This window comes from Bacillus sp. FJAT-28004, from assembly GCF_001280845.1.
GTDB lineage: Bacteria > Bacillota > Bacilli > Paenibacillales > Paenibacillaceae > Pristimantibacillus.
Genome location: NZ_LGHP01000001.1, coordinates 1,524,527 through 1,546,833 on the forward strand (window position 1 = coordinate 1,524,527; position 22,307 = coordinate 1,546,833).

Here is a 22,307-nt window from a genome sequence, read left to right on the forward strand (position 1 = left end):
TACTTCAGACTGGGGGTCGAAATCCATTGAGTTTCAAGCGTTTGGGCGTTAACGATCGATTGATGGTTATTAGCATATATGTGCTTCTTATACTTTTATCTTTCTCGGCATTATATCCATTCTGGAATACTCTCGTCGTTTCGTTAAATGAAGGTACAGATACGGCAAAGGGCGGCATCACATTTTGGCCAAGGGAATTTTCATGGGCAAATTATGAAATCGTTTTTCAAGACAAAGGTCTTCTGCATGGATTTTATATTTCCATAAGTAGAACCGTAGTAGGGACCATTGCTGCAACTTTTATGACGGCAATGCTCGCTTATGGCATGTCTAAAAATTACTTAATGGGTCGCGGTTATTATTCCTTTTTCTTCATCTTTACAATGTACTTTGGCGGAGGATTAATCCCGACGTTTCTATTGATTAAATCATTGGGTTTATTAAATAACTTCCTTGTTTTCATCATTCCTGGCCTTATAAGCGTTTGGAATATGATTGTTTTCCGAACCTTTTTCAAAAGCTTGCCTGCAGGTCTGGAGGAGTCAGCACAAATCGATGGCTGCAGCAATTGGGGAGTATTCTTCAAAATAGTTATTCCGCTTTCGATGCCAGTAATCGCAACACTTGGATTGTTTACGGCTATCGCTCACTGGAACGATTGGTTCGCGCCTTCTATCTACATTTCCAATCCCGATTTACTGCCTGTTCAAACGATATTGCGGAAGTTATTGAACGCAAACGTCTTAACAGATGCGCAGGGAATGGACTCTATTTCCGTAGAGAAAATGTCCAAGAAGGCTCTTACGTCCAAATCACTCATTGCTGCAATGATAATGGTTGTTACACTTCCGATTATGATGGTATATCCCTTTGTTCAAAGATTTTTCGTTAAGGGAGTTATGGTTGGATCGTTAAAGGAATAGTTATTTCACTTCGGTTTGAGGCGAGTCTCGCTTTGGACATATATATTAATCATGAGAGGGGTAAAATCAGCATGAAGAAGATGAAAAAGCCGCTGCTAATGGTTGTCTCTGCGGTGTTTCTACTGGTAACTGTACTTGCAGGCTGCAGCAATTCGGGGGGGAAGGATCCCAAACCAACAACAACTGCCTCTAATAACAAAGAACAAGGCAGTGAAGCTACAGAAACACCAGCAGATGCACCTTGGGTATTTGGTTCAAGCCCATTGGCGTTCTCAGCTTATACACATTATGGTTGGCAAGATTTCCCTGATAACATGGACGCAAACCCATTTTGGAAATATCTGAAGGAAAATAAACAAGTTACGATTACACCGATTCATGCAAAAGGCAATCATGACGCTCTTTTGCAGACGATGATGGCTGATACAAGCCAGCTTCCAGACCTTCTTTATGGCGATCGCTACAATCCAGCGCTTGAAAGACTTATTGAAGGCGGCCAGATGGTAGCACTTGATCCTTACCTGGACAAATATCCGAACCTGAAGAAATGGCTTGATCCGAAGCTTATGGATCTTCTTCGTTCAGCGGACGGCAAGCTTTACAAATTCCCTAACTGGTACACAGAGAAACCGACTAATACTGGCGGTTACGTCGTCAACAAAAAAATCTATGCAGAACTAGGATCTCCTGCACTAGAAACAACGGATGATTTGTACGCATATCTCAAAGCGGTAAAAGAGAAATACGGTGACAAAGTTGTTCCAATGGATCTAGACCGAGGTTCAGAGATTCAAGGTATGGGCGTTATTTACACAGGATTTGGAGAAGGAAATCTTTACAAATCCTTAAGCAGCGAGCTGCAAGGCGTAATTAAAGACGATAAACTCGTTTCTATTTTTACAGATCCTTCTTTCCGTGAGTCTCAAAAATATCTTGCGAAGCTGTACCGCGAGAAACTAATCTCACAAGATTGGTGGACGCAAGTCAGAGACGTGGTTTCGGAGAAATTAATGACTGGCCGTGTGGCTGTATATGCAGGTTCGGGTGTTACTACCTTTGCATCTCGTGCAGATATGGCACTTAGGGAAAAAGATCCAAATGATGGTTACTTCATGATTTGGCCAGTTCACAAAGCAGGACTTGATAAAAACAAAATCTATGCAGGTGGTTGGGATCGTCTGGGTTGGAACGTTACGTCCATCACTAAACATGCAAAAGATCCAGAAAAAATCTTCGCATTCTTGGATTGGATGACAGGACCAGAAGGTATGACTATCCAATTCTTCGGACCAGAGGGCGGCAACTGGAAAGGATTCGACGAAAATGAACAACCGATCTTCACGGATACGTACAACGAAGCGGAAGTAACAAAAATTCAAGCGGATAACGATCCTGTTCAAATCGTAGGCAATACATCGTATATCGATCCAGCAAAATTGAAATTCGTAAATTCCTTGCCGCTTGAGAAACAAAACTGGCAAGCGCGTTGGCAGAGAGATATTACTTGGCCATCCTCCAACGACATTACGGCAATTAACAATCTGCCAATGTCACCAGACTCTCCGCTAGGCGACACTAGACAGCAAATTTTGGATCTTAGCCTTGAAACCTTTGCTGCATCAACTACAGCTAAGAGTGATGAGGAAGTAGACAAAATTTTAGATGCTGCTGAGAAGAAAGCTCAAAGCTACAAATACGAAGAGCTGCTTGCATGGCGTACTGAGAAATGGCAATCTAACAAAGCCATTCTTGGAGAGTAATAGGCTTAAATAAGGAAAGAGATCATCCCAAGGGATCCGTTTGGATCACTTGGGATATCTCTGTATTTTTGGTTAAACTTAACTTTTATATATATGACTTTTAATTATTTTGATATTATTAAAGGGAGATTTTTCAAAAATGCTGCTCATGTAAGGGGTGCTTTATCAGTGTACGCGAAAAGAGAAATGTTCCTTCGGTTTACGTTGGTTTATTTTATTGTAAGCATGCTTGTCGCCTGCAGTGGAGTAAACAATAAACCGGTTCCAACAGAAGAAGTTGCAGCTACGGAAGATGTTCAAATAACGCTACCTCCTGATCTGCTCTATGAGCTTGGCAAAGAACGGCTAGATATATCCTTCTATGGTCATTACAGTACCTATTCAATGCCGCAGTGGGGCGCCGATCCCTCTTCTAAATGGATTATGGATAATCTTAACATTCACGTAAAAGGAATCGATGTGGAAGGAAACGGAAAGCAGAAGCTTCTGAAGATGATTGCCAGCAAGCAGCTGCCTGATTTAATTTGGGGTGATCGCGGTTATGATCTCGAACGTTTGCGTGAAGCAGGCTTACTTGTGCCGCTTGATAAATATATAGATAAATATCCTAATCTAAAAAAATGGGCAGGCATGAATGTGTTAGATTTGCTTCGGGCAGCAGATGGGAAAATATATTATTTTCCAAATTATTACACTAATAAACCGAATGGCAATGCGGGTTATGTCGTAAATAAACGAATATATCGTGAGTTAGGGTCGCCTAAGCTAGCCACTACAGATGAACTTTATGATTATCTTAATAAAGTCAAAGCAAAGTACCCTGATGTTGTTCCCTTTGAAACGGGAATTGCTAGTGAGGGGCACGGAATCGATCAGTTATTTTCCGCATTCAAGGAAAACAATTATAGCTTTACTCGGTACTACGCTGTGACGAGCGGAGATAAAATGACCTCTATCTACCAAGATGAAGGATTCCGCGAGTCGGCCTTATTTGTTGCTAAGCTGGTGCGGGAAGGGCTCATTAGCTCCGATGCGTGGACACAGACGGGTGATCAAGTAAGCGAGAAGCTTATGAACGGCAAAGTGGCTGTTTTCGCCAGTGCTGATCCGATGCCTCAAGTTATGCTCGCAAATGCAGAGCTCGGAAGGAAAAATAAGGAGGACGGATATATCTTTATTGATCCTATATATAAAGAAGGATTGGATCCAAAAAAGATTTATCCAGGGACATACAATCTGCTTGGCTGGAATGTGGCTGCGATAACAAAAAGCTCAAAAAATCCGGAAGCCATATTCGCCATGCTGGATTGGATGACAGGACCAGAGGGTTCTGCTGTTCAGATGTGGGGTCCTCCAGGTCCGGATGGATATTGGAATGGCTTCCAGGATGATGGAATTACACCGAATTTTACGAGCAAATATACTTCTGACCCGGATGGGTTGAGTGAAATACAAGCAGTATCTGGGAATTTGATATGGGTTGGTAATACAGTCTATCTGGATCAAACCAAAAGTGATTACGAAAAAACATTGCCAGAGGACAAACGCAACTGGTCTACTTATTGGCAGCAAAAAGTAACTTGGAAATCACAAGGGGATGCAACACCGTTTATTAATTTACAGCCGACTCCAAATTCTGACGAAGGCAGGATCTTTACAAGGATAAAAGAAATTTGGTTAAATGCTCGCTCTTATGCGATGTTTGCCCAGACGGATGAGGAAGTATTGGCGATTTTGGATATTGCGCATAAGGACTCAATGGAATCTGGATTTCAAGAGTATCTGGATTTTATTACGTCGAAGTGGCAAGCAAACTTAAAAGTTTTAAATCAAGAATAACGCCAATCTGTTGACTTGAAGGAGATGCCCATATGTATAAGGTATTGTTAGTCGATGACGAAGAACTTGATCTGGAAGGCATGAAGCGATTTATACCTTGGTCCGAGCTTGGTATGGAAGTGAAGGGCAGCGTAAATAATGCATTATCAGCATGCGAGATTATAGATGAGCAGCCTATCGATATATTAGTCAGCGATGTTAATATGCCTTATATGTCAGGACTTGAGCTGGCCCGAATTGCTCTCGAACGCAAGCCGAATATGCGAATCATATTCGTCAGCGGCTATCAGGAGTTCAGTTATGTACAGCAGGCGTTATCATTAAAGGCATATAATTATGTATTAAAACCAATGGATGACAGCGAATTGATATCGTCTTTGCTTAAGGTCAAGCAGGATCTCGATGAGGAGAACAAACACCGCGAGGTGGAAGAGGCTTATCAACAAATGATTCCGATTGCCAAAAGCGACTTTCTGATTCATTTGCTGGAAGGCGTAGAAACGACAGAAGGCGCCTCCATGCCCAAGCACATTTTATACTATGGATTCGATCAATTAAGCTGGCCTGTTCGAGTCGCTATTATGGAGCTGGATAATCAATCCTTAAGGCAAACAGAAAACTCGTCTTCACAGCGAGAATGGTCGCGTACTTCACTTCAAATTGTGCATGAAACGATTCAGGGGATGGGTATGCTGCCTTATTGCAAGTTATCCTCTCAACGCATAGCCATATTGCTGGAAGACAAAGATATTGGTCAAACGGTAAAGGTGTTATGCGCTGCGCTGCAGCAGCATATGACGGTATCCATCACTACCGGAGTGGGTGAAGCGGTTAAATCTACTGAACAGCTGCATGTATCCTACCGTCAAGCAATAGAAGCGGTTGAAGGCAAGATGTTTCTTGGAAAAGGGAATATCATCAATTATGAAGAGGTAAGAGCTGAACCTGGCATGCTGGATGCTAGAATTCTTGATACACGGATGAAAGCACTTTTGAAAGCGATGGAAGGGTATGAGCTTGTTCGGATTTATGACGAGTTCGAGAATCTATTTGAATCGGTTTCAAGCCTTCGCTCCAGATTCACTGTCCATCATATGACCAGCTATATTATTTGGAAGCTAGATCAATATTTGAGTGAAATGAACGAAGATTTATTTGAGCTGCTGGGCATCGACATTCACCATCTTGAGGTTCTAATGCAATTTGAAACGATTGGTGATATACGTTCATGGCTCGTTAAGCTCCTTTATGAAATATCTGAGCGCCTGCAGAAGAAAAACATTATGAAGGACAGCAAGTTTATACGCAGCGTAACGAAATCGATTAAGGAGAGAATGAGTGAGAATATTACGCTTAAAGATATGGCGCTGCAGTTCTCTTTCTCGCCGAGCTATATGGGATTTTTAATAAAAGAAAAGTCGGGTCACACCTTTAATGAGCTGCTCGTGCATTTGCGTATGGAGAAAGCATGTGAACTGCTCAATCAACCCGGGATAAAAATTTATGAAGTTGCCGATCAGGTTGGTTATCGATATCTTCCCTATTTCAGCCGACAATTTAAGGAGAAGTTCGGAATGACACCTATGGAATATCGGAAGAGAGAGAATTGATCATTAATGGGGGAGCTTTAGATGAAATTAATCCGGGAGAACGGAAAAAGACTCGGATATATACCGATCGGATATAAGCTTATGCTGTCCTATATGATATTTATCATTATTTTGGTTGTTGTCAATTTCTACGTATCACATTCCATGTATGACTCTTCGATGCGCAAGCAGACGCGCATGAATATTCAAGGAACGATGGAGCAGATGCGCGACAACGTGAAGTATAAATTAGATGATATTGTCCGAATATCATCTACGCTCTATGAAGACTATAATTTGGCACAGAGCATTCGAGTCAATGAGGTAGGCATTCCAAAATTAAATCGAATGAATCAGATCATCAAACCGAAGCTCGATAGCGCATCAAAATCCATAGGAATGAATTTAAGATTGTCAGTCTACTTTCATAATACGACGGTAAACCAAATTTTTGAGAATTGGTTGAAGAAAGAAAACGTGAACGATAACGATGAATCCAAAGAGCAAACCTATGACATTTATCATATGAGCCGTATTCAGGACCAATTATGGTATAAAACCATTCCCAAAGAAGAGTATGGCGTCACCATGGTGTGGAAACAGGTTGAAGAGGATGTACGAGATCATCGTATTTCGATGATTCGCCGAATCGTCGACACAGATAATCCGTTAGAGGTAGAAGAATTGGCGATCATGAGGTTTAGCGTGCGCATGAATGAGCTGTTTAATAGTGTTGATTACTTGAAGCTTGGCGACGGCAGCATGCTGTCCGTCATCGATTCAACGGGTAATGTTATTTTTTTATCAGGGAAGCTTCCAGAAGGCTCAAGCAAAGCTGCTTCAAAGATAAATAAAAATGTATCCACGAAAGATAATAGCGACAAGCAAGAATATTTGACAATAGAAGAAAAACTACTTAACCAAAATTGGACATTGGTGGCGCAAGTTCCTCTTACGATAATAGAGCAGGAAGCCGCAAAGGTACGTGCATTTATCATTTTCATCTGTGTGATAAGTTTTGTTTTATTAACGTTTGCAGGTGTATTTATTTCACGGTATTTCTCCAAACGAATCTTGAAATTTGTATCGGTGTTGAATGCTTTCCGTGAGGGGGATTTGCATAAGCGAATTGCCTATAAAGGGAAGGATGAATTCTCTCAAATCGCAACGGCGCTAAACGGAATGGGGGAGGATGTAGAGTCGTTAATTAACAAAGTATATTTGACGCAGCTTCAGAAAAAGGAGGCGGAGCTGGAAATGCTTCAGCTTCAGATCAATCCGCATTTTCTATATAATACCCTTTCCTCTATCAATCAGCTGGCGAAATTCGGTGAAAATGAAAAGCTGCAGAAAATGGTATTGGAGCTGGCCAAGTTTTATAGACTTACCCTTAATTCAGGCCGCACGATGATTCCAATAGCGGCTGAGATGGAGCAAGCAAATGCATATGTAAGTATACAGAAAGTTAAGTACGGCAAGCGTCTGGATGTATTATTCGAGATGAATACGAATATATGGCCGTATGAGACGGTGAAGCTTATATTGCAGCCCTTTATTGAAAATACGCTTAAGCATGCATGGAGCGGAGATCGCATTCATATTCGGATTGTTACCTATATGGAAGATAACACGGTTCATTATTTCATAATCGATGACGGATTCGGCATGTCGCAGGAACGAATTGATGAAATATTCAGTGGGCTAGATAAAGGTAACATTGGTTATGGTATTCGGAATATTGATCAGCGAATTAAGCTTCATTATGGTTCAGAGTATGGGGTTTCAATATTAAGCCGTATCGGTATCGGAACAACTGTTCACATAAGGATACCTGCAAGGAAAAGGAAACTTATCAATCAAGAGTGTGTTCCAAACATAGCAGGATAAACAAAGAAAAGGCATTCTCAGAGTATCGGCTCAGAGAACGCCTTTTCTTTAATATGGAGCAGTTGAATCTGAAGATATGCATACTTTTTCCGATAGGATAAGAAGTAAGTTTGCCTCAGCTCCGTTATGATCATTTCATAGCAACAAACCACTTATATTGGAGGGGATTTAGATGTCAGTATCTACATTGTCGGAGCAAGAGGTACAATTTTATAAGAAAAACGGTTACGCGCTTCATAAGAAACAGTTGTTTAGCCCAGAGAAGATGAGTGAACTGACTAATATTTTTGAGGAGCAATGGGAGCTTGTCGGCAGGAAGCTGAACAGCGAACTGGATACTCCGCATTTCCGTGATGAGCGACTACTCAAGTTTCTATTAAGCGATGAAGTACTTGATCTGGTAGAACCTTTAATTGGTCCTAATATTGGTCTATGGTCCAGCCATTTCATCTGCAAAGAGCCGCTTGTTGGCAAGCAGACGCCATGGCATGAAGACTCAGCCTATTGGAAAGGGCGACTTAGCCGATTTGATAACATTGTTACCGTATGGCTGGCTATTGATCGCAGCTCTAAAGAAAATGGCTGTATGCGCGTCATTCCAGGAACACATAACAATGGTTTCTCAGAATATGAGCAGGTAGATGGCAATGATAATATTTTTGATACGGAAATTCGCAATAAGGATGAGTCACAGGCTGTTTATTTCGAGCTTGAGCCAGGTGAAAGCTCTGTTCATGATTCTCGTATTATTCATGGTGCGGCTCCGAACAAAAGCGAATTCCGTCGCTGCGGGTATACGATGCGTTACTTCTCAACGGAGGCACAAGTAAATACTGAAAAGAATCAAAATCATAAAGTTTGGCTAGCCCGTGGGAAAGATTTAGCCGGCAATCCTTTCGTCAATGTATAATAGATTTATAATGAGGGGGTGCAGGTTTTGGAATTGAGACGAATAAAAGCTTTATGGGGAATGCAAGGAAGCTATGAGGAGCTTTTATCGCATGCGGCAGAAGCGGGATACTTTGGCATTGAGACTCCGCTGCCGCCTGCAGCTGAAGAGAAGTCCTTTAAAGCTGCTTTGGAAACGAATAAACTGGCTTTCATTGCGCAAGTTAGTACCCATGACGATCATCTCGTTAGCTTCGAGAAACAAGTTATGCGAGCAACGGAATTTAATCCGCTGTTTATTAACTCACAAAGCGCTAGAGATAGTATGTCAGAAGCAGAGCAGGACCGCTTTTTTGAGGGTGCACTTGCAATCGAACAAAAGTCAGGTCAACAGATCGGACATGAAACTCATCGCAGCCGTGCGATGTTTACGCCTTGGACGACTGCAAGATTGTTGAAGCGGTTTCCTGACCTGCGTATTACCGCAGATTTCAGCCATTGGGTGAACGTATGTGAGTCGCATCTGGATAATCATGTGGATGAGCTAGCTCTTGCAATAGATCGAAGCATACATGTTCATGGGCGTGTCGGATTTCCGCAGGGGCCTCAAGTTCCACATCCTGGCGCACCCGAATATTCAGCTGAGCTCGCATTATTCACAGGTTGGTGGCAGCGGATTTTTATGAAGCAAGCTGAGAATGAAAGGGCTTGGACAACATTCACAGCGGAATTCGGTCCACCGAATTATATGCCGACTGTACCCTTTACCAATAAGCCTATTGTTGATTTAATAGAAGTGAATCAATGGATGACCGACTATATTGCTGCAAAATATAAAGACTGGTTTAACCAATAAAAATTTGGATAGGGGGAAACAGGCTTGAAATATGAATTAACACCTGAGAGGTTGCTAGGCAAAAACTATTTGGCCTTGTCATCCCCCTATAAGATTTACAAACATGTGATAGATAGCAAGATTACTGTCCATTGGCATGATTTTTTTGAAATGGGCTTTGTTGTATCCGGAACAGGAACCCATATTATAAACGGAGAGTCTTTTCCTTTAGAGAAAGGAATGACTTTTCTGCTGACAACCGCAGATTTCCATGAGATCGTTCCAGATGAAGGCCAAACGATTCATTTGTTTAATCTTATTTTCGAGGAATCATTCATCCGTCCAGAGCTGACAGAAATGTTATTTGAACATGTATCGCTCCATTTGCATACTTTCCATGGTGAAAGTGCTAGTGAAATTGAAATAGAATTTAGTCGTATTTGGAACGAATCACAGATGTGGCAGCTAGGCAGCAGCATGCTCGTTCAGGGCAGTTTTGAGAGAATACTTATCCATCTTTATAGAAATACGGGTCATCAGCGATTACTTGACGAATATGCAACGATTGGTACGATTCCTTCTTCCATTAGAAAATCGATCATCTATATCCAGCATCATTTTCGAGAACCGCTTTCATTAGATGAAATAGCGGGATATGCTGGAATTTCAGCCAATTATTTTAGCGAATGCTTCAGAAAACATACGGGTACATCATTTCAAGAGCATCTTCAAGGAAAAAGGCTTCAGTTCGCCTCTGCATTGCTCAGCAGTTCAATATTGCCAATAACGGAAGTGTGTTATGCCGCAGGCTTTAATACATTGCCTAACTTTGAACGAGCGTTTAAGAAGAAGTACGAGAAGTCGCCTCGTGAGTTTAGGAGAAAATATATTCGGTCATAAAGGTTTGCGATTTTCAGGAGGGTATAGCAGTGCGCAGAAGACTTGTACAAGGCACAGCGATTGCTGTGCTCTTATGTTTTATATATATATTCTATGTTGCATGGAGCATTATTTCATTTGCAAAAGTAAACGAATTCACTCGAACTGACACCGCGATTGTGCTTGGTGCAGCCGTCTGGGATGATAAACCGTCGACCGTTCTAAAGGACAGGTTGAACCATGCCATATGGCTCTATGACAATGGATACGTGGAGAAAATCATCGTCACCGGAGGCTTAGGGGAAGGAGACTCCTTGTCGGAGGCGGAGGTCTCAAAACGCTATGCTATGCAGCGAGAGGTGCTTGAAGACGATATTATTCTTGAACAAAAATCAAAGATTACGGAGCAAAATTTAGCAAATGCTTATGCAATAGCACAACAACAACAAATCGATACGTTTACAATCGTTAGCGACCCCTTGCATATGAAGCGTGCTCTTACGATGGCTCGACACTTAGGGATGGATGCCTTTTCATCGCCTACTCAGACATCTGCTTACAAAAGTTTTGGTACTAAGCTGCCTTTCCTAATAAGAGAAACGTTCTTCCTAACAGGTTATCGGCTGAAAATGTTATTTTAATTAGCGGCCCGAAAGATAAACACTCTGATTAGATTGTTTGCTTTTCGGGTCTTTGTATATTATTTCTTGAAAATCTTGACGCTTTCGTTTCAGGGAGAGATGCTGCGTTTAAATGAAAAGGAAGGGATCTTCATCATAATAAATGAATAATTATGCTAAAAGCCTCCGATATTAAGGTTGAGATTACAGGTTCTGCCTAAATCGAGAAGGATAAATGCAGTAAATCACAGTTGCGGTGCACATCTAAATCCATGTATGGTATTATAATATTAACGATAAAAACAAGTTAAAAGTAAAGCTGCCATAATGAAGGAGTTTTTATTTTGAATGATGCGATGATCATGTTAAAGCAAACAAGTCGTACTTTTTATATCCCTATCAGTAGGTTGAAGTCAGGTTTAAAAGAAGCAGTCGCTTCCGCTTATTTGTGTATGAGAGCAATTGATGAAATTGAGGATCATGAAACGCTAACAGATGAATTGAAAGTGGAGTTATTGCTTGGAATTCATGATGCGTTTCAAACCAATGATGTTATTAACGAATCGCAAAAACTTCTTTCTCCTTATACAGATATACTGCCAGAAGTTACACTGAAGATTCATGAGTGGGCTCGTCTTTGTCCACCGACCGTCACGAATGTCGTTTACAACCATACGGCGACAATGGCAAAACAGATGTCGGATTGGGTTCATGAAGGTTGGAGTATTCGAACGGAAGAGGATCTGGATAATTATACTTATAGCGTTGCCGGTATGGTAGGGGAAATGTTGTCTGACATATGGTTTTGGCATGATGGCACGAAATCAGACCGAATAAAAGCAGTTGCTTTCGGTAGAGGTTTACAAGCTGTAAACATTCTTCGCAATCGTAAAGAAGATCTTGAACGAGGCGTAGACTTTTTCCCTGAGGGATGGGGACAGAAAGAAATGATTAAATACACACGACGCAATCTTAAGTTGGCGGATTCTTATATATCTGATTTAAAGGGTGGTCCTGCTCTAGAGTTTTGCAAAATTCCGCTTACACTGGCACATGCTACTATTAACCTGATTGCTGTTGGCGGTAATAAGTTGACGCGAGATGCGGTTATGAAGCTTGTAGGCAGCATTAATTAATGAATCCGTACAATGAATAAAAGCAAAGCCCATGGAATCTCATGGGCTTTGCTTTTATTTGTTTTTATTCGGATGTCGTGAAATTAACCGTACCAACTCAACTAACAATAACGGTAGTGATACTGATGAAGGATATGCCAAATAACGCGGCTCCCACGCCGGAGAGAACTTTTCTTTATATCGGCGGAGCCCAACAAAGCCATACCAGCTTCCACCATATTGGAATAAAATACGTGCGAGCTTTTCTTCTTTTATTGCGGTTCGGCTTTGGCCAACGCTAGAGAGAGGAGCCATCCCTAAATTAAATTGAGCATATCCTTGTGATTTAGCCCACTCCAACAAAGAGATAAAGAGCTGATCCATCGTTCCATTAGGGGTGCCTTTTAAGTAGCGCATTAGATCAACGGATAGGGTAGTACTACCATCATAACCAGGCGCCAATGAAGCGAAAGCAACGATATGATCGCCTGAGCTCTTCAATAGCGCAATTGGCGCCATTTGCAAGTAGTCTTTATCAAACCATCCGAGTGAATAACCCTTCTCATGTTTTCCATCCAGCCATTGGTCTGAGATAATTGATAGTTTCTTTAGCAATAGGGTGTCATGAGGAGGCTGTACGATTTCAAATTGAAAGCCTTCGCGCTCAAAACGGTTTTTAACTGCTCTGAGGCTAGCATTTTGTTTCCCGACAAGCGTGAAGTTATCCAGATGAACCAATGCTTCCTCACCCAGCTTAAAAAAGCGATAGCCGTTTTCATGATAAAACGGTAAATAGTCAGGTGTCGTTTGATAAAATACGACCTCTACCGCAAACTGATCCGCAAATTGCTGAAACTGTTGAATTGCCGCATTAATCATACTTTTGGGACCTAAAGGATCACCAAGTACAACAAGTTTATTTCTAATTTTGGCATAGGGGATTAATATTTGATCATCCATCGCCCAGAAAAAGCTTTTGTCACCGGTAAAGAGCATATGGGTCAATAGATTTCCTTGTTCCTTTTCTAGAAAGCCCTTTAATTTCGATTGTTCATCCGCTGCGGTCTCGCCAATTGCCAAGGGCTTAGGACGAAACAGATAAAGCAGTGAAAGAATGAGCCAAGCAACCAAAAGACCAAATATCGCAGCTATCATATGCTGGCTTGGATCTAACAGCCAAGCGCTGTGAGCTCTCTTTGGCAGGTGATTGAGAAATGCCGGATGCGATTGTGAGCCGATCAGATAATAGCCATAAACGATTAAGAGTGTAATAAGCCCCCAACCGAGGACATTGTATAGCCCAACAGGTATAGCCAAACGATAAAATCTATGCCTTGATATCCATAACAGTACGGCCACAATGAGTAGAAATATAGCTTCCTCGTAATCAAACGCTTTGGCAAGAGTGAAGAAGGAGCCAGCGCAAAGCAGGAAGAGTGTCCAATAATAGGCTCGTTTTACTCGAAGTGATATGCCGCGAGATAACATGATAAGCATGATACCTATAATGATAGTTAATTGATGAGACAGCCTCATAATAGGAAACGATAATAATTGTTCCGTGTAATGAATTCGATATAGCAAACCAGGCGTTGCTGCGGATAACAGCAGAATAACTCCGCTCGCAAAAACAAGTTTGCCGAGTGACCACGCACCAACTTCACCGATAAACCCGAATTGTCCCGGCCAACCCCAAACGCTTTGCCAGAAATTTAACGCTCGTTCCATAATACTTCCATCGGATTGCTCAGTTCGTTTACGGTTAATTGGAAACTCGAATGCTGCCATCATGAGTCCAATCAACCAAGGCACAATATAATACAAGATTCTGAACAACACCAGAATAACCGCACATTTATCGGGAGGAAAGCCTAATAGTTGCAAGCCTAAAATAGCGGTTAAATCAAAACCTCCGATACCGCCTGGCGCCATGCTTATAATGCCGGCTATTGCTGCTATCGTATAGATGCCAAGCGCATTCGCAAACGTAATTTCAGGAAGAAAGGTTGCTCCAATAAGCCAAAAAGTCATTCCTGCAAAAAACCATTCCAGAAATGAAGCACCAACCGAAGCGGTCATGATGCGCCAATTCAGTTGTCCTTGATTGCGATTGAACCATTTGGAGAAGAGTGAGGTTCTCTGAAACAGCACGAATAGCGGTAAATACAGAGCGATCGCCCACATTGCATAGGCCAGCCATGGATGAGCTTGCAATAATGCTTGAACGGGGAAAATGCCAATAATACAAAGCCATGCTAGTAGCGATAATCCAGTAAAGGTAATCGTCGAAAGAAAGGCGACGGAAGCGGCAATGCTTCCAATCGGAACATTACGATTTCGATATAGGATAGTTCGTAATCCAGCGCCTGTAAGACCCGCAAAACCAATCAAGTTATTGGAGGTGTTTGCAATCCAACCATAACGGATCGTATCCCAAAAACCAATGGATAAGTTGAAATGCCTGCGAATCAACAAATCGTATGTACTCATGACGGATACAGCGAGAAAGGAGAAGCTCAGTAAAAGAATAATTGTAAAGGGGCGCATATGGTGAAATTCATGTATCATGCTTCCCCAATTGATTTCACGGAATTGTTTCTGCCCTTCCAAGTAAACAAAGACGATAATGGCAACTGGTATTAGAAAACGCAGCAATCTTGTACGGTAAAGGATGGATAAAAGCTTAATAAGATGCAGCTTATAAGCTATTTCGCGAATCCAATTCATCAATATTCCCCTTATGTATGGCTTGTCCCTTACTATTCAATATTTTGCCATGTGGGACACATAAAGTATAGCCTACTTACTCAGTAATGTTTCCTTAAATTGTTGATTATATTAAAATGGAAATTTGTCTCTCGAGGGTAAATAGAAAATGCCCAGCTCAGAGGCTTTAAAGTTTTTAAACTTTAGTTTCCCTGAGGCTGGGCAATAGATTTAGGCTTGTACAAACGATTATCCAGTTATGGATGATGGTAGTAGTGAATAAACATTTTGCAGCATAAGTACTTTAGAACTAAGCTTAAATTTTGAACCTGAGAACGTGCAGCGATCATAATTAAATCGTAGTGATGATATATGAATCGTGCAGTTTGTAAACGAGCAGCCGATATAATGTGAGTCGTCAAAGTATACATCCACGTTATTAAATGTTTTGTTAATTATATATTCCATGTTTGAATCCTCCTTATAGTGAAAAGCAAAGCTATTTGATTATATGCATATCATTCTATTGTTTATAACCTCTTTTATATGAAATGAAACAAGAGGATTGAAGACATAGACTAGTAAGAGCAAATTTGTGAGAGTGACAAGGCTTTCCTGTTTATCATTTCATATTGACAAAACAAGGATACAACCCTATTATTAGTTTGAATTCAAACTAGTTAAGGCGGTGCTCCGAATGGGAAAAGACAATCACATCACTCGTTTTCCTTGGGAGCAAGAGGATAGCAATACATTGCTCATAAAGCTGGCGTTTACTAATATTCGCCGAGAGATTGAAACCTCGCTTCGTCCGCTCGGCTTGACCCCGCAGCAGTCACAGTCTCTTCAGCTGCTGGCCATGAAGCCCGGCGTGATGAATGCGGATTTAGAGAAGCTGCTTTTTATAGACAAATCGAGCGTAACCAGCTTAATTAATGGGATGGTGAAACGGGGCTGGGTTGTTCGTCGTGCTCATGACACTGACGCCAGAATGAAAAGGATTTATTTAACAGAACAAGGGATAGAAATGGCCCAGAAAGCATCAAGTGCCGTTGAACAGGCGAAGGAAAAATCGAACCATTTGTTAACAAAGGAAGAAACAGCACATCTTCATGTTTTACTCAGGAAAATTATTAAAGCTTATGAGTAAGCAAGGAAATTGTTTTTTTGAACATATAGTTTGAATTCAAACCATATAGAACATAAACAGGAAAGGGTGCTAAAGAAAATGGAAGTTGCGGATAAACAAAAAATCGGCGAGAAGCTGATGCCTATATTAGCTTTTACATTAGTCTTCTCAATTATGAATGCTTCAATGTTTAATGTGGTTATGCCGGTCATTAGCAAGGAGTTTGGCATTACCGCCTCACAGGTGAGCTGGCTGATTACTGGATATATGATCGTTTTTGCAGTAGGCTCCGTTACATACGGAAAGCTGGCAGACAAATATCGGTTAAAGGATTTATTGACCTTCGGTTTAATCTTCTTCGCGCTTGGTTCGATTGTAGGCTTGCTTGCTTCTGAATATTGGATGATCGTGCTCGGGAGAGTGTTGCAAGCTAGCGGGGCAGCAGTCATTCCGGCTACAGCCATGATCGTTCCTGTCCGTTATTTCTCTCCAGAGAAGCGCGGCAGAGCATTAGGTACGGTTGCTGCAGGGCTTGCGTTAGGTACGGCACTCGCACCAATCGTGGCTGGATTAGTAACAAGCGTAATCAACTGGAGATTTCTTTTCTTAATTTCGGTGATTCCGCTTGTTGCACTTCCGTTTTTTAGAAAGTATTTAGACAACGACAGAGGGAAAGCACAGAAAATAGACTATTTAGGCGGTATACTGCTCGGTGGTTCCGTCGCATTATTGCTGATGTCCATCTCACTTGGAAATGGGTTTATTGCTTTGGGTGGTGTAGTAACGCTCGTTTTATTTATTGTTCGTATCCGGACAGCTTCCGAGCCGTTTATTCAGCCAAAGTTGTTTAAAAACAAGAAATATTCGTTTGGTTTATTAATGACCTTTCTCGCAACTGCGTTAAGCTTCAGCATGCCCTTTGTCACGCCGCAGTTTTTGGCGGGGCTAAATCAGTTATCGCCTGCAATTATCGGCTTTGTCATGTTTCCAGCAGCGATTACTTCTGCCATGATGGGCCGTCGCGGGGGCAGACTTGCAGATGAGAAAGGCAATTCATTTTTAGTATATCTTGCTATTTCACTTAGCTTTATTTGTTTTATTTTGCTATCTGTGTTTGTTGGATTATCACCTTACCTCATTGTATTTTTGTTGATATTCGGCAATATTGGTCAAACCTTTATGCAAATTGCGATGTCCAACACGATCTCAAGAACACTTGCAAAGGAGCAAATTGGCGTAGGGATGGGGCTCATGTCCTTGCTTAATTTTATATCAGGAGCTATGACAACGAGCATAATCGGCAAGATGTTGGATTTGAAGGAAACAAAGGTTCATTTTAACCCATTTGCTATTCATAACGGGGCGTACCTGTATAGTAATATTTTCTTTGCTTTAGCTATTCTGGCTGCAATTATTGTTGGCCTTTATTATTTATTATTTAGACCATCACGTGATAAAGCAGGTTTGCAGGCAAACCTGGAGAAAACTCAATCATCCTCAACAACAGCGTAAAAGCCAATAGCCAAAAGGACTAGGCTCTCAATAATCAAGCACATACAGGAACTGCTGTTATGTATTTGATTATAGGGGGCTATTTTTATTCGAGCAGCGTAATTTCACTATTAGGATATAGAAAAATTGAATTAGAAGATGGATGCTAAAAATGATAAAATTTGAACCTATCCATAAGTTAATTACTTGGTAATTTTTATTGATTGAACAAAAAGGAGAGATCAAGATGAGCAAACCGCTAGTAGTAATTGTCGGCGCAGGACCGGGTGTAAGCGCGGGTGTTGCAAGGAAATTCGGTAAAGAAGGTTTTCGGATCGTGCTCGCCGCGAGGAAGACGGAATCTCTGGATACATATACGAAGGAACTTAATGATCTAGGTATTGAAGCGTATAGCATTGTGGCTGATGCAGCTGATTCTTCATCCTTAACGTCGGCATTTGCTTATATTGAGCAGCATTATGGATCTCCGGAAGTTCTCGTTTATAATGCGGCAGTCATTTCTCAGGTTAAACCAACAGCTTTAACGGAAACGCAGCTTATTGACGAGTTTAAAGTTAATGTTGTCGGCGCATTAACAAGTGCGAACCAAGTGATTCCTGCTATGATTGAGCAAAAGAAAGGTGCAATATTGTTTACTGGAGGTGGATTAGCGCTTGAACCTGCGGCAGCTTTGTCCTCCTTGTCGATCGGTAAAGCAGGCATTCGATCTCTCGCATTTACACTTTCACAGGAGCTTCAGCCGCATGGCATATATGTCGGCACGGTAACGATTGCCGGATTTGTGGCCAAAGGAAGCTTCTATGATCCGGATGCAATTGCGAATCAATTTTGGATCTTGTATAACAATAAAAGCGAAATAGAGTATTTATATAAGCAAACGTAATAGGGAAGGATAAATAAGCATTTTGAGCCTTGGGGTTCAGAGTGCTTTTTTGCTGCTTGACAACGCGAACTGTATGAAATAAGATTACAGTACACAAAAAAGTTACAGTTTGAGGGATAAAGACAGGACAACGGGAGAGATGAAATAAATGAAATCAACCTATTTGCCAATGTTTGAAAAAATGAACTTTAAAAATGGTATTCAATTAAAAAATCGGATCGTTATGGCGCCGATGACGAATTTTTCATCGAATGAAGATGGAACAGTGTCTGATTCTGAGTTAGCCTATTATAGCCGAAGATCGGGTGGCGTTGGCCTAGTCGTTACAGCTTGTGTTTACGTTTCACCAAGCGGAAAAGGATTTCACGGAGAGTTTGCAAGCGATAGCGATGACATGATTCCAAGTCTGCAGCGCCTGGCAACAACGATTAAAGAAAAGGGCGCTAAAGCGGTGCTTCAAATCTTCCATGGCGGCAGAGAATGTCCAATTAACCTCGTTCCAAATGGTGATGTGGTAAGTGCGAGTGCTGTGCCTTCAGAGCAGAACGCTGGGGTTGTGCCTAGAGCATTATTAGATGCGGAAATTGAAGCCATTATTCGTGATTTTGGAGAAACGACTAGAAGAGCTATTGAAGCGGGATTTGATGGCGTTGAAATTCATGGCGCGAACGGTTACCTTGTCCAGCAGTTTTTCTCCGCTCATTCTAATTTACGTGAGGATCGCTGGGGTGGAAGTATTGAGAACAGATTGCGCTTCCCATTAGCAGTCGTTGATGAAGTGAAGCGAGTTGTTGCAGCCTTTGCGAAAAAGCCTTTTTTGGTTGGATACCGATTCTCTCCTGAGGAAGCAACGACACCAGGAATTACGATGTCGGATACATTTAAACTTCTTGATGAACTAACAAGCAAAGAACTCGATTATCTACATGTGTCGCTGATGGATTTCTGGTCATTGCCTAAACGAGGCGCCGATGAAGCGAAAACGCGTATGCAGTGGATAAATGATCGTGTAGGTCATTTAATACCGATTATCGGCGTCGGCTCCATTCATACGCCAGAAGATGCTGTGAAGGCTCTAGATATCGGAATTCCGCTTGTTGCTATTGGCCGTGAAATCATTGTCGAGCCCGATTGGGTCGAGAAAGTGCAAGACGGTCGCGAATCAGAAATTAAAACAACGCTAAGCAAGGACGATCAAGATCGTTTGGTTGTTCCAACCCCGCTTTGGCAGGCTATTGTCCATACGCCAGGCTGGTTTCCGCTAGGCGATTAATATAGATGATTTTAGAAACAGGTCAGGGATATCCCTGACCTGTTTTTTTGCGTTAGTATTCGATTTAAGGTTTTTAAAGTGTATCCAGCATGACAATGAATTGGCAGTTGTTTTAGTACTAAAGTTATTGTATCATTGTCTAATAGGTAGGCAACCTAACTATTTCGCGAAGTAGTTTGGCAGCCAATGGGCCATAATAAATAAAAATGTTTAGGAGTGCAGAGCATATGGAGCAATTGAGTCAGAAAAAAAAGTTAACAATCATGATTGCTCTGATGGCAGCCATGTTTTTCGCAGCTATCAATCAGACGATCGTAAGTACGGCAATGCCGCGCATTATTGCCATTTTGGGTGGCATTGAGTATTACACATGGGTAATTACCATCTATATGCTCACATCAACGATTGCTACTGTACTTGTAGGTAAGCTTTCTGATATTTACGGAAGGAAACCGTTTTTGTTAGTCGGTATAGTATTATTTATTATCGGTGCTTTTTTATGCGGTACTTCAACCACGGTATTCCAGCTCATTACTTATCGAGGAATTCAAGGTGTAGGCGGCGGTATTCTTATGTCAGCAACCGTTACGGCGGTTGGAGATTTGTTCGCACCTAGGGAACGGGCGAAATGGACCGGTTTAATGATGGCCATATTCGGTTTTTCAAGTGTAATTGGACCAACATTAGGCGGCTTTATGGTCGATCATATCGCATGGAAGTGGATCTTCTGGATTTTCCTTCCGCTTGGAATTATCGCATTTGGGATGATCTGGTCTATGTTTCCCAAAACAGCGCGTAAAACAACGGAATCAATTGATTACTTGGGTTCTATATTGCTTTCACTCATGCTTATTTCATTGCTGCTCGGCTTCTCTTGGGCAGGCACGAAATATGACTGGGGCTCGCCTCAAATTATTGGCATGTTTTCAACAGCAGCTGTGTTATTAGTTCTATTGATTCTTGTAGAACGTCAAGCAAAAAGCCCTGTATTGCCTTTGTCTATGTTTAAGAACAGCATTGTAACGATCTCAAACTCTGTCGGTTTCCTCATGAATGCCGGCATGATGGGCGCTATGATGTATCTTCCTTTCTTCGTGCAGGGTGTGCTTGGTATTTCACCAACGAACTCGGGTTTCGTAAATATGCCGATGTCGATTGCGATGATTTTCCTAAGTGCAATGTCTGGTCGCTGGATTTCCAAATCCGGGAAATACAAACGATTTGCTCTTATAGGTATGCCTTTTATGGTCGCAGGAATGCTTATGATGGCATTCATGAATAATGTTGGCGTTGCGGTTGCTGCGATGATCGTATTCGGTATTGGTCTTGGTATTTCAATGCCAGTATTTACACTTACGGTTCAAAATGCAGTGGCGCCTTCACAGCTTGGCGTGGCTACAGCAACAGCTACCTTGTTCCGTAACCTAGGCGGTACGATTGGTATTGCAGTCATGGGTACCGTTATGAACTCCACATTGACAAGCAAGCTGGAGGCTGCTGTGGCAGCAGGCGAAGGACCTGATTTAACGAAAGTAGATGCGGCTACAGCTGAGAAATTGTCCAGCTTCCTTAATCCGCAAATGCTGCTAGATCAACCGAAGCTCAAGGAGCTTCATGCGACACTGCCGGAACAAATTCAACCTTTATTCACACACATCATCGAGATGGTTCGTTCGGTACTCAGCGACTCGTTGACGGTTGTATTCTTGTTCGGTATGTCCTTATTGATCGTCGCATTCGTACTCGTGTTTTTCTTGAAAGAAATTCCGCTTCGCTCATCTGACAAGAAGGAAGAAGCTATCGTAGAGACATCAGATTTATTGAAAAAAGAGCCTGCTCTTCAAAGGTAATAAGAGCGGCTCCTATAGGAGGGATTTCGCTTCCAGCAGCTTTTGCAGGAAGTGAAATCCCCTTTGTTTATTAAAGGTCTTCATTTCTTTTGGCAGACTCTAGATATTTGAAAACTTGATTTAACATGACGACAAGCTGATCACTTTTTTCCTTGCCTAAGTGATCAATCAATCCATTGAACATAGCGCGAAAACGCTCAATTGCTTTTTGGGCAAGCTCATCACCGATATCCGTTAATTTTATTTCGGTTATTCTTCGATCTGTATTATCGGTCGTACGAACGACATAACCGGCAGCAATTAAGCTATTAAGCATCTGTGTAACGGTTGGTGAGGTGACTTGCAGCATTTTACTTATTTCTGTAACAGTCGTCCCTGTTGAACCTTTATCATTGCTTTTTTTTACACAAACGAGCATTCTAACTTCGCTAGCTTTAAGACCGCCCCACATCGTTTTTTTTCGCCAGTCTGCTTTAGCGAATTTCTGGAAAACATCGATTAGGTCTGTAACATTTTCATATTTATCCGCGCACATTGGATTCACCTCGGTGAACTTATTTTATAAATTAATTAGGTTACCAACGCAATTATAGTTATTATAGTGACAAGAAGTCAACAA

18 protein-coding genes are annotated in these 22,307 nt (G+C 41.6%); 15 read left to right on the top strand and 3 right to left on the bottom strand.

The features are described from left to right. Positions 1 to 62 precede the first annotated feature (62 nt). The 10 genes from AC787_RS06185 to AC787_RS06230 all read left to right on the top strand — a co-directional run bounded on the left by AC787_RS06185 (position 63) and on the right by AC787_RS06230 (position 12,356). A complete protein-coding gene (locus AC787_RS06185) occupies positions 63 to 923 on the top strand; it encodes a carbohydrate ABC transporter permease (protein WP_054026927.1) in 861 nt (286 codons plus the stop codon). A 71-nt stretch (positions 924 to 994) separates the two neighbouring features. Beyond that, positions 995 to 2,683, top strand: a complete 1,689-nt coding sequence (locus tag AC787_RS06190) for an extracellular solute-binding protein (RefSeq protein ID WP_054023979.1) — start codon at positions 995 to 997, stop codon at positions 2,681 to 2,683. A gap of 168 nt (positions 2,684 to 2,851) precedes the next feature. After that, entirely contained in the window at positions 2,852 to 4,522 is a 1,671-nt protein-coding gene (locus AC787_RS06195) for an extracellular solute-binding protein (RefSeq protein WP_235560913.1), read from the top strand. 32 nt (positions 4,523 to 4,554) lie between these two features. After that, positions 4,555 to 6,132: a response regulator gene (locus AC787_RS06200; protein ID WP_054023980.1), complete on the top strand. Its 1,578-nt coding sequence runs from the start codon at positions 4,555 to 4,557 to the stop codon at positions 6,130 to 6,132. Positions 6,133 to 6,153: 21 nt separating this feature from the next. Continuing rightward, positions 6,154 to 7,998 (top strand): sensor histidine kinase, encoded by a 1,845-nt coding sequence (locus tag AC787_RS06205; protein WP_054023981.1) that lies wholly within the window; start codon positions 6,154 to 6,156, stop codon positions 7,996 to 7,998. Between the two features lie 172 nt (positions 7,999 to 8,170). Continuing rightward, positions 8,171 to 8,908, top strand: coding sequence for a phytanoyl-CoA dioxygenase family protein (locus AC787_RS06210; RefSeq protein ID WP_054023982.1), 738 nt, complete (start codon positions 8,171 to 8,173; stop codon positions 8,906 to 8,908). An 18-nt stretch (positions 8,909 to 8,926) separates the two neighbouring features. Continuing rightward, complete coding sequence (locus AC787_RS06215; protein WP_235560914.1) at positions 8,927 to 9,742, top strand: sugar phosphate isomerase/epimerase family protein; 816 nt, start codon at positions 8,927 to 8,929, stop codon at positions 9,740 to 9,742. Positions 9,743 to 9,766: 24 nt separating this feature from the next. Further along, positions 9,767 to 10,621 carry a helix-turn-helix transcriptional regulator gene (locus tag AC787_RS06220; RefSeq protein WP_054023984.1) on the top strand — a complete coding sequence of 285 codons (855 nt, stop codon included), beginning with the start codon at positions 9,767 to 9,769 and terminating at the stop codon, positions 10,619 to 10,621. A 29-nt stretch (positions 10,622 to 10,650) separates the two neighbouring features. Beyond that, positions 10,651 to 11,241, top strand: coding sequence for a YdcF family protein (locus AC787_RS06225; RefSeq protein ID WP_235560915.1), 591 nt, complete (start codon positions 10,651 to 10,653; stop codon positions 11,239 to 11,241). 335 nt (positions 11,242 to 11,576) lie between these two features. Then, entirely contained in the window at positions 11,577 to 12,356 is a 780-nt protein-coding gene (locus AC787_RS06230) for a squalene/phytoene synthase family protein (protein ID WP_054026929.1), read from the top strand. 54 nt (positions 12,357 to 12,410) lie between these two features. On the opposite strand, the gene mprF is transcribed toward AC787_RS06230, so the two are convergent. Both mprF and AC787_RS33690 read right to left on the bottom strand, forming a co-directional pair. Then, the gene (gene mprF, locus AC787_RS06235; protein WP_054023986.1) at positions 12,411 to 15,062 is read right to left on the bottom strand and encodes a bifunctional lysylphosphatidylglycerol flippase/synthetase MprF; all 2,652 of its coding nucleotides are present in this window, start codon (positions 15,060 to 15,062) and stop codon (positions 12,411 to 12,413) included. A gap of 228 nt (positions 15,063 to 15,290) precedes the next feature. Beyond that, on the bottom strand, positions 15,291 to 15,509 hold the full coding sequence (locus AC787_RS33690; protein ID WP_152970593.1) for a hypothetical protein: 219 nt from the start codon (positions 15,507 to 15,509) through the stop codon (positions 15,291 to 15,293). Positions 15,510 to 15,738: 229 nt separating this feature from the next. Between AC787_RS33690 and AC787_RS06240 the strand changes: the two genes are divergently transcribed. The 5 genes from AC787_RS06240 to AC787_RS06260 all read left to right on the top strand — a co-directional run bounded on the left by AC787_RS06240 (position 15,739) and on the right by AC787_RS06260 (position 21,688). Then, positions 15,739 to 16,191: a MarR family winged helix-turn-helix transcriptional regulator gene (locus AC787_RS06240; protein WP_054023987.1), complete on the top strand. Its 453-nt coding sequence runs from the start codon at positions 15,739 to 15,741 to the stop codon at positions 16,189 to 16,191. Between the two features lie 78 nt (positions 16,192 to 16,269). Then, complete coding sequence (locus tag AC787_RS06245) at positions 16,270 to 17,682, top strand: MFS transporter (protein WP_054023988.1); 1,413 nt, start codon at positions 16,270 to 16,272, stop codon at positions 17,680 to 17,682. Positions 17,683 to 17,908: 226 nt separating this feature from the next. Further along, on the top strand, positions 17,909 to 18,565 hold the full coding sequence (locus AC787_RS06250) for an SDR family NAD(P)-dependent oxidoreductase (protein ID WP_054023989.1): 657 nt from the start codon (positions 17,909 to 17,911) through the stop codon (positions 18,563 to 18,565). 148 nt (positions 18,566 to 18,713) lie between these two features. Continuing rightward, positions 18,714 to 19,838, top strand: coding sequence for an NADH-dependent flavin oxidoreductase (locus AC787_RS06255; RefSeq protein WP_054023990.1), 1,125 nt, complete (start codon positions 18,714 to 18,716; stop codon positions 19,836 to 19,838). A 227-nt stretch (positions 19,839 to 20,065) separates the two neighbouring features. After that, positions 20,066 to 21,688, top strand: coding sequence for an MDR family MFS transporter (locus AC787_RS06260; protein WP_054023991.1), 1,623 nt, complete (start codon positions 20,066 to 20,068; stop codon positions 21,686 to 21,688). Positions 21,689 to 21,758: 70 nt separating this feature from the next. Here AC787_RS06260 and AC787_RS06265 read toward each other — a convergent pair whose 3' ends face one another. Beyond that, positions 21,759 to 22,223: a MarR family winged helix-turn-helix transcriptional regulator gene (locus tag AC787_RS06265; RefSeq protein ID WP_054023992.1), complete on the bottom strand. Its 465-nt coding sequence runs from the start codon at positions 22,221 to 22,223 to the stop codon at positions 21,759 to 21,761. Positions 22,224 to 22,307 lie beyond the last annotated feature (84 nt).

Excerpts from the sequence above, each read along its gene's own strand:
- AC787_RS06185 (WP_054026927.1), top strand. The coding sequence starts at position 63 with ATGGTTATTAGCATATATGTGCTTCTTATACTTTTATCTTTCTCGGCA.
- AC787_RS06190 (WP_054023979.1), top strand. The coding sequence starts at position 995 with ATGAAGAAGATGAAAAAGCCGCTGCTAATGGTTGTCTCTGCGGTGTTT.
- AC787_RS06200 (WP_054023980.1), top strand. The coding sequence starts at position 4,555 with ATGTATAAGGTATTGTTAGTCGATGACGAAGAACTTGATCTGGAAGGC.
- AC787_RS06205 (WP_054023981.1), top strand. The coding sequence starts at position 6,154 with ATGAAATTAATCCGGGAGAACGGAAAAAGACTCGGATATATACCGATC.
- AC787_RS06210 (WP_054023982.1), top strand. The coding sequence starts at position 8,171 with ATGTCAGTATCTACATTGTCGGAGCAAGAGGTACAATTTTATAAGAAA.
- AC787_RS06230 (WP_054026929.1), top strand. The coding sequence starts at position 11,577 with ATGATCATGTTAAAGCAAACAAGTCGTACTTTTTATATCCCTATCAGT.
- mprF (WP_054023986.1), bottom strand. The coding sequence starts at position 15,062 with ATGAATTGGATTCGCGAAATAGCTTATAAGCTGCATCTTATTAAGCTT.
- AC787_RS33690 (WP_152970593.1), bottom strand. The coding sequence starts at position 15,509 with ATGGAATATATAATTAACAAAACATTTAATAACGTGGATGTATACTTT.
- AC787_RS06240 (WP_054023987.1), top strand. The coding sequence starts at position 15,739 with ATGGGAAAAGACAATCACATCACTCGTTTTCCTTGGGAGCAAGAGGAT.
- AC787_RS06245 (WP_054023988.1), top strand. The coding sequence starts at position 16,270 with ATGGAAGTTGCGGATAAACAAAAAATCGGCGAGAAGCTGATGCCTATA.
- AC787_RS06250 (WP_054023989.1), top strand. The coding sequence starts at position 17,909 with ATGAGCAAACCGCTAGTAGTAATTGTCGGCGCAGGACCGGGTGTAAGC.
- AC787_RS06255 (WP_054023990.1), top strand. The coding sequence starts at position 18,714 with ATGAAATCAACCTATTTGCCAATGTTTGAAAAAATGAACTTTAAAAAT.
- AC787_RS06260 (WP_054023991.1), top strand. The coding sequence starts at position 20,066 with ATGGAGCAATTGAGTCAGAAAAAAAAGTTAACAATCATGATTGCTCTG.
- AC787_RS06265 (WP_054023992.1), bottom strand. The coding sequence starts at position 22,223 with ATGTGCGCGGATAAATATGAAAATGTTACAGACCTAATCGATGTTTTC.